We start from the raw sequence: 7,022 nt of genomic DNA, 5'->3' as shown, positions 1-7,022 counted from the left end.
CGCCGCAACAGTGCTTGGCACCAGGTTTTCGAAGTTACCGCCAGTGGCTTTGGTGATTGTCGCCTGAACAGTGCCGGCATCTTTGTAGACGTCATCGGCCGGAGCAGCAACGGTCACGGAACCGGTGGTGGCGCCGGCAGCGATGGTGATTACCGCGCCGTTGCTCAATGTCACGGTGACTGGTGTACCAGCAGCATTGGTCAGGTTGGCGGTGTAGACGATCGAGCCGCCTTCAGCCACTTCAGGCGAGGCCAATAGGCTCAGGCCGGTAGTGTCTTTCGAGTCGGTGATAGTCGTCAGTGCCGGCTCAGCGCTTGGAGTCAGTTGCTCGAAGTTGCCGCCGGTGGTGCCAGTGATCGTTGTGCTGACTGTGCTGCCGTTGTTGTAAACGTCGTTCGGCGGGGTGTTGATCGTGACGGTGCCGGTGGTTTTGCCCGCTTCGATGGTAATGACCGAGCCATTGCTCAAGGTCACGGTCATCGGCGTGCCTGCCGGGTTGGTCAGGGTCGCGGTGTAAGTGATCTGACCGCCTTCGACGACGGTGCCGGTGGCGGTGAGGCTCAGGCCGGTGTTGTCGATCGAATCAGTAATGGTCGTTACAGCGGGAGCCGGGTTCGGCGTCAGCTGTTCGAAGTTGCCACCGGTTGCGCCGGTGATCGTGGTACTGACGGTGCTGCCGTTGTTATAGACGTCGTTGGCAGGCGTCGCGACGTTCACCGTGCCCGTGGACTTGCCGGCGTCGATGGTGATGGTCGAACCGTTGGACAGTGTCACGGTAACCGGGGTCTGCGCCGGGTTGGTCAGCGTCGCGGTGTAGGTGATCTGGCCGCCTTCAGTAACGGTGCTGCCCGCTGTCAGGGTGACGGTGGTCGTATCAATGGTGTCAGTGACCTGAGTCACGGCCGGCGCGGTCGGTGTGGTGACCACAATGCCGGCGCCGCCGCTGGTGCCAGTAACGGTTACGCTGATCTGAGTGGCGTCGTTGTAAACGGTGTCATTCGGCGCCAGCGGCACGTTGACGGTGCCGGTGGTCTGGCCGGCCTGAATCACGATCACCGAGCCGTTGGACAGAGTAATGGTCAGGTCGCTGGTCGGTGCCCGAGTCAGGGTCGCGGTGTAAACCAACACGCCACCGGCTTCGGTGATGGTCGGAGTGGCGCTCAGGCTCAGGGTCGAGGCGTTGACGACGGTGGTGTTGGTGGTCTGGCCACCGACGGTGTTCTGGGTGCCCAGCGCGGCAGTGCCGATGCCCGCAGTCGGGAAACCAATGGTCGGGTCGACCCGGCCAGCGGTTGCATCCAGCATCACGAAGCTGTGGCCGCCACCTGCCGCGCCGCCTGTGCCGGCAGCTGTCGGGCCGGCCGCGGTGGCTTCAAGATCGGTGGTCGGGTCAGCGCCGGCAGCGATGGCTTGCTGCAGTTCTTCAACCGACGGTGCGGCTTGCGCAGTGGCTGCTGCCAGGTCGGCGCTGGAATCCGGATCACTGCCGCTCCACTGAGTGTCGCGGCCCAGGTCCAGGGTCCGGCCGTCAGCCAGTTCGAGCGTGACGGCGCCTGCTATGCCTGTGTCTACCTGATCGCCGACAAACAAGCGGTCGCCTTCAACGAGCACGCGGCGGATGCCCTCTGGGGACACCGCGAAAACCTGACCGACAATGCTTTTGACGATGGCCACAACACTGCTCATTGAAGACTCTCCGGGTGTTGCATTCAGTTGACTTCCATGGACTTGAGGGCGTGTTTGCCAATCCAGTCTGGACGTACTTTCAAGGTATTAAGGCACAATTTTGACACGGGTATTCGTCAATAAATTGACCATATTTTTTCGTTATAAACTTTATGCCAAACTATTGACCTTGCGCCTGACATCCTAAACACTCGTCTCTGTAATGTCACATTGATATTTTGGTGCCGACCTGCCTCACAGAGTGTGATGCAGTTCAAAAATCCAACTTTCCGACACGCGGTCATTCCGGTTGTCATCATCCGATGCAGCGGCACGTTCTGCAGTGATTCAAGACAAGCAATTGCGGGAAACTCCAATAATGCGTTTGCACCTGCTCACGGCTTTACCCTTCGTCCTTGCCGCCAGTTTTGTTCAGGCGCAATCCCTTCCGGAGGCCATGCAACAGGCACTGGATGTCCATCCCGAAATCCAGGCAGGCGTTAACAGCCGATTGGCCGCGGATTATCAGTTAAAGGCAGCAAAAGGGGGATACCTCCCACGGGTCGATCTGCTGGGCGGTTATGGGCGTGAAGGCACTGACAATGTCACCACGCGTGCCGCTGGCAACAACAATCACTGGGAAACCCTGAATCGCAGCGAGTCGAGCGTGCGGTTGTCGCAAATGATTTTTGACGGTTTTGCGACCTCCAGTGAAGTGGGGCGTCAACAAGCCACTGTTAATTCCCGCGCCTACTCCTTGCTGGGCACGTCCGAACGCACCGCGCTCACCGTCGCTCAGGTTTATCTCGACGTACTGACCCGCCGCGAGTTCGTGCGCCTGGCAACCAATAACCTGAAGAGCCACGAACGGATTTTCGACCAGATCAAACTGCGCACCCAGCGCGGCGTGGGCAGCGGCGCCGACCTTGATCAGGCCGAAGCACGCATGGCTCAGGCCCGCAACAACCTGATCACCGAGCAGACCAACCTGGCTGACGCCGAGACCAACTTCCTCAGCGCCGTTGGCCAGATGCCCGATCAGTTGGAGCGTCCTTCCGATTTCATGGCGTTGTTGCCGGCCAACCTGAATGAAGCCCGGACGCAGATGCTGGAAAACAGCCCGATCCTGCGTTCCGCCGAATCCGACATCGCCGCTGCCGAGAAACAGTACGAAGCCGCCAAGTCGACGTTCTACCCGCGCTTCGATGCCGAATTGGGTCGCACTGCCGACAACGATCTCGACGGCCAGAACGGTCACAGCAATGAATGGCAGGCCATGTTGCGCATGCGCTTCAATCTGTATGCCGGCGGCAGCAACAAGGCTGATCTGGAGTCCAAGTCCTACCTGTCCAACCAGGCCCTGGATATTCGCAACAACGCTTTGCGCGTGTTGAACGAAGAGCTGGGCCTGGCCTGGAATGCCTTGAACAACGCCAATGCCCAAGTGCCGATCGCCCAGCAATATGTCGATCACAGCACCCGTGTGCGCACCGCCTATCAGAAGCAGTTCGGTCTCGGCGAGCGCACCTTGCTCGACCTGCTCGACAGTGAAAACGAGCTGTTCTCGGCTTCTCGTCGTCTGGCAGAGATCAAAAACATTCAGTTATTTACTCAGTACCGAATCAAGGCGACCATGGGCGAGTTGCTCAAGAGCCAGGGAGTGGTCGCACCGTTGGCATCCGTTGTGCAGAACGACGTGAAGCCTAAGGTTCAATTGCCCGGTATGAATTGAGCAGAACCTTCATTGTTCAATTGTTAGCCAAGAGTGTGCCGCGCGTGGAATCAGAAGTCAGTCGAGTTCAACTCATTCATGATCCGCGCGCGCTGCACGACGATCCATTACTGGACGGCTTGCTGGCTCTTTGCACCCTGCATCAGAAGCCCGCCAGCGCCGCGATGTTGACCACCGGCCTGCCGTTGCCCAAGCAACGCCTGAGTGTTGAGTTGCTGCCCCGCGCGGCCGCTCGTGCCGGCCTGCAAGGGCGGGTGCTGGTACGCAAACTGGAGCAGATCCCGGCGATTGCCATGCCGGCGCTGTTGCTGCTAAAGGATGGTCGCAGTGCCGTCTTGCTCGGTTGGCAAGGTGAAGACCAGGCGCGCCTGCTGCTCAGCGAAAGCGATGGCGGTGAAAGTGTCGTCAGCCGCGAACTGCTGGCCGATGACTACATCGGCAAAGTGTTCTTCGCCCAACCCCAGCACAAATTCGACGTCAATCACGGCACGCTGATCCCGCGTGCGCGCTCGTGGTTTCGCGACACCCTCAAGCGGTCCCGCTGGCTGTATGCCGACGCCATCGCCGCCAGTTTCCTGATCAACATCATTGCCATGGCCGCGCCGCTGTTCGTGATGAACGTCTACGACCGCGTCGTGCCGAACCAGGCCGAATCGACCCTGTGGGTATTGGCCATCGGCATCACCGGGGCTTACCTGTTCGACCTGATCCTCAAGAGCCTGCGCAGCCTCTGCCTGGACCTGGCCGGGAAGAAGACCGACCTGATCATCTCGGCCACATTGTTCGAGCGCATCGTCGGCATGGCCATGAAGTACCGCCCCGCACGGGTCGGCAGCTTCGCCCAGAACATCCATGAGTTTCAGAGCCTGCGAGACTTCCTTGCTTCGCTGACCCTCACCAGCCTGATCGACCTGCCGTTTACGCTGCTGATCTTCATGGTTATCGCGATTCTCGGCGGGCATCTGGTATGGATTCCGGTGTTGGCGTTCCCGATTGCCCTGCTGATCGGCTATGCGCTGCAGAAGCCGCTGGCGGCGACCATGGAGCGGACCATGGCGCTGGGCGCCGAGCGACAGTCGAGCCTGATCGAAACCCTCGCCGGCCTCGATGCCGTGAAAGTCAACAACGCCGAAAGCGAGCGCCAATATCAGTGGGAGCAGACCATCGGCACCCTCAGCCGCCTCGAGTTGCGGGTGAAAATGCTTTCCGGTCTGGCGATGAACATCACCTTGCTGATCCAGCAACTGGCCGGGGTGATCATGATCGTTTTCGGCGTGTACCAGATCATCGACGGTCACCTGAGCATGGGCGGTTTGATCGCCTGCTACATGCTCAGCGGTCGCGCGCTCAGCCCGCTGGCCTCGCTGTCCGGCCTGCTGACGCGTTACCAGCAAGCGCGGGTGACCATGACCTCGGTCGATCAGATGATGGAGTTGCCGCAAGAGCGCAACTTCGAGGAACGCCCACTGAGCCGCAAGGTGCTGCAAGGCGCCATCGAATGCCGGCAGATGAACTTCACTTACCCGAACCAACAGAACGCGGCGTTGAAGAACATCAACCTGATCATCAAGCCGGGCGAGAAAATCGGCATCATCGGGCGCAGCGGCTCGGGGAAAAGCTCCCTGGCCAAACTGCTCGTAGGCCTCTACCAGCCGGACGACGGCGCCCTCTTGGTGGATGGCGTCGATATCCGTCAGATCGACGTCAGCGAATTGCGCCACAACATTGGCTACGTGGCTCAGGACATCCAATTGCTCGCCGGGACTTTGCGCGACAACCTCGTGTCGGGCGCGCGCTATGTCGAAGACGAGATGGTGCTGCAAGCTGCCGAGTTGGCCGGCGTCCACGAATTCGCCCGTCTGCACCCGCAAGGTTATGAGCTGCAAGTCGGCGAGCGTGGGCAGAACCTGTCTGGCGGTCAGCGCCAAAACGTTGCCCTGGCACGTGCGTTGCTGCTCAACCCGCCGATCCTGCTGCTCGACGAACCGACCAGCGCCATGGACAACACCGGCGAAGAACGCCTCAAGCAACGCCTCGCGGCGGTGGTTGAAAACAAAACCGTGGTGCTGGTGACGCACCGGGCTTCGCTGTTGTCGCTGGTGGATCGTCTGATCGTCATCGACCGCGGGCAGATACTCGCCGACGGGCCGAAAGCCGCCGTGATGGAAGCGTTGAAGAAGGGGCAGATCAGTGTTGCTTAAGTCGGGCTTCAAGAATTCGATCGGCCGTTATTTCAAAGGCTCCGAGTCGCTGCATGGGCAGCCACTTCCCGAGGTCAACAAAGCGCTGATCGAAGACGCCCCGCGCGTGGTGCGGCTGACCATCTGGGCGATCATCGGCTTCTTCGTGTTCCTGTTGCTCTGGGCCAACTTCGCCGTGATCGACGAAGTCACCAAGGGCGACGGCAAGGCGATTCCGTCGTCCAAGATCCAGAAAATCCAGAACCTCGAGGGCGGCATTGTCTCCGAGTTGTTCGTGACCGAAGGGCAGATCGTCGAGGCCGGCGCACCGCTGATTCGCCTGGACGACACGCGATTCGCCTCCAACGTCGGCGAAACCGAAGCTGATCGGCTGTCGATGCTACTGCGAGTCGAACGCTTGAGCGCAGAAGTCGACGACCGCCCGCTAAACTTCCCCGCCGATGTGCTGAAGGCCGTACCCGGTCAGGCGGCCAGCGAAGAGTCGCTGTACATCAGCCGCCGTCAGCAGTTGCACGATGAAATTGGCGGTTTGGAGGAACAGTTTATCCAGCGTCAGCAAGAGCTGCGCGAATTCACCTCCAAGCAGTCGCAGTACCGCAACGGTCTCGCGTTGCAGCGTCAGGAAATCAACATGTCCGAGCCGTTGGTGGCCCAAGGCGCGGTATCGCCGGTTGAAGTGTTGCGACTCAAGCGCGCCGAGGTTGAAACGCTCGGACAACTGGACGCGACTACCCTGGCCATTCCTCGCGCTCAATCAGCGATCAAGGAAGTGCAACGCAAGATCGACGAGACTCGCGGCAGATTCCGTAGCGAAGCGCTGACTCAACTCAATGAAGCACGCACTGATCTGAACAAGGCCCGGGCCACTGGCAAGGCGCTGGAAGACCGGGTCAGCCGGACGCTGGTCACCTCGCCGGTACGCGGCATTGTTAACAAGTTGCTGGTCAATACCATTGGCGGCGTAATCCAGCCGGGCAGCGATCTGGTGGAAATCGTGCCTCTGGATGACACCTTGCTGGTAGAAGCGAAGATTCGCCCGCAAGACATTGCCTTCCTGCATCCGGGGCAGGAAGCGACGGTGAAGTTCACGGCGTATGACTACACCATTTATGGTGGGATGAAGGCCAAACTTGAGCAGATCGGTGCTGACACCATTACCGATGAAGACAAGAAAGCCACTTACTACATCATCAAACTGCGCACTGATCGCAGCCACTTGGGGACGGATGAGAAGCCATTGCTGATCATCCCTGGGATGGTGGCTTCGGTGGATATCATTACCGGTAAGAAGACCGTTCTCAGTTATCTGCTCAAGCCGATTATTCGCGCCCGCGCCGAAGCGTTGCACGAGCGATAAGCCTGACTGAGCGAAGACCCTCCGGGTTTCCATGCGGCGATGTTTGCCTTGCCTGATTCCGATTTGA

Annotated in this window: 4 protein-coding genes; 3 read left to right on the top strand and 1 reads right to left on the bottom strand. The window is 59.7% G+C overall.

The features are described from left to right. Positions 1-1,686: retention module-containing protein (locus ACXPVS_RS19460; protein WP_458511379.1), on the bottom strand; the 1,686-nt coding region annotated here is incomplete at its 3' end. Positions 1,687-2,044: 358 nt separating this feature from the next. Here ACXPVS_RS19460 and ACXPVS_RS19455 point away from each other — a divergent pair. The 3 genes from ACXPVS_RS19455 to ACXPVS_RS19445 are packed head-to-tail and all read left to right on the top strand — an operon-like array spanning position 2,045 to position 6,955. Continuing rightward, a complete protein-coding gene (locus ACXPVS_RS19455; RefSeq protein WP_458511378.1) occupies positions 2,045-3,397 on the top strand; it encodes a TolC family outer membrane protein in 1,353 nt (450 codons plus the stop codon). 44 nt (positions 3,398-3,441) lie between these two features. Next, positions 3,442-5,598 (top strand): type I secretion system permease/ATPase, encoded by a 2,157-nt coding sequence (locus ACXPVS_RS19450; protein WP_458511377.1) that lies wholly within the window; start codon positions 3,442-3,444, stop codon positions 5,596-5,598. Beyond that, positions 5,588-6,955, top strand: coding sequence for an HlyD family type I secretion periplasmic adaptor subunit (locus ACXPVS_RS19445; protein ID WP_458511376.1), 1,368 nt, complete (start codon positions 5,588-5,590; stop codon positions 6,953-6,955). The genes ACXPVS_RS19450 and ACXPVS_RS19445 overlap by 11 nt, the downstream gene beginning before the upstream one ends. Positions 6,956-7,022 lie beyond the last annotated feature (67 nt).

The sequence above is a fragment of the Pseudomonas sp. Ma2-10 genome (assembly GCF_054330215.1).
The sequence above is the reverse complement of the archived record's forward strand: the minus strand, read 5'-3'. Positions and strand labels throughout refer to the sequence as shown.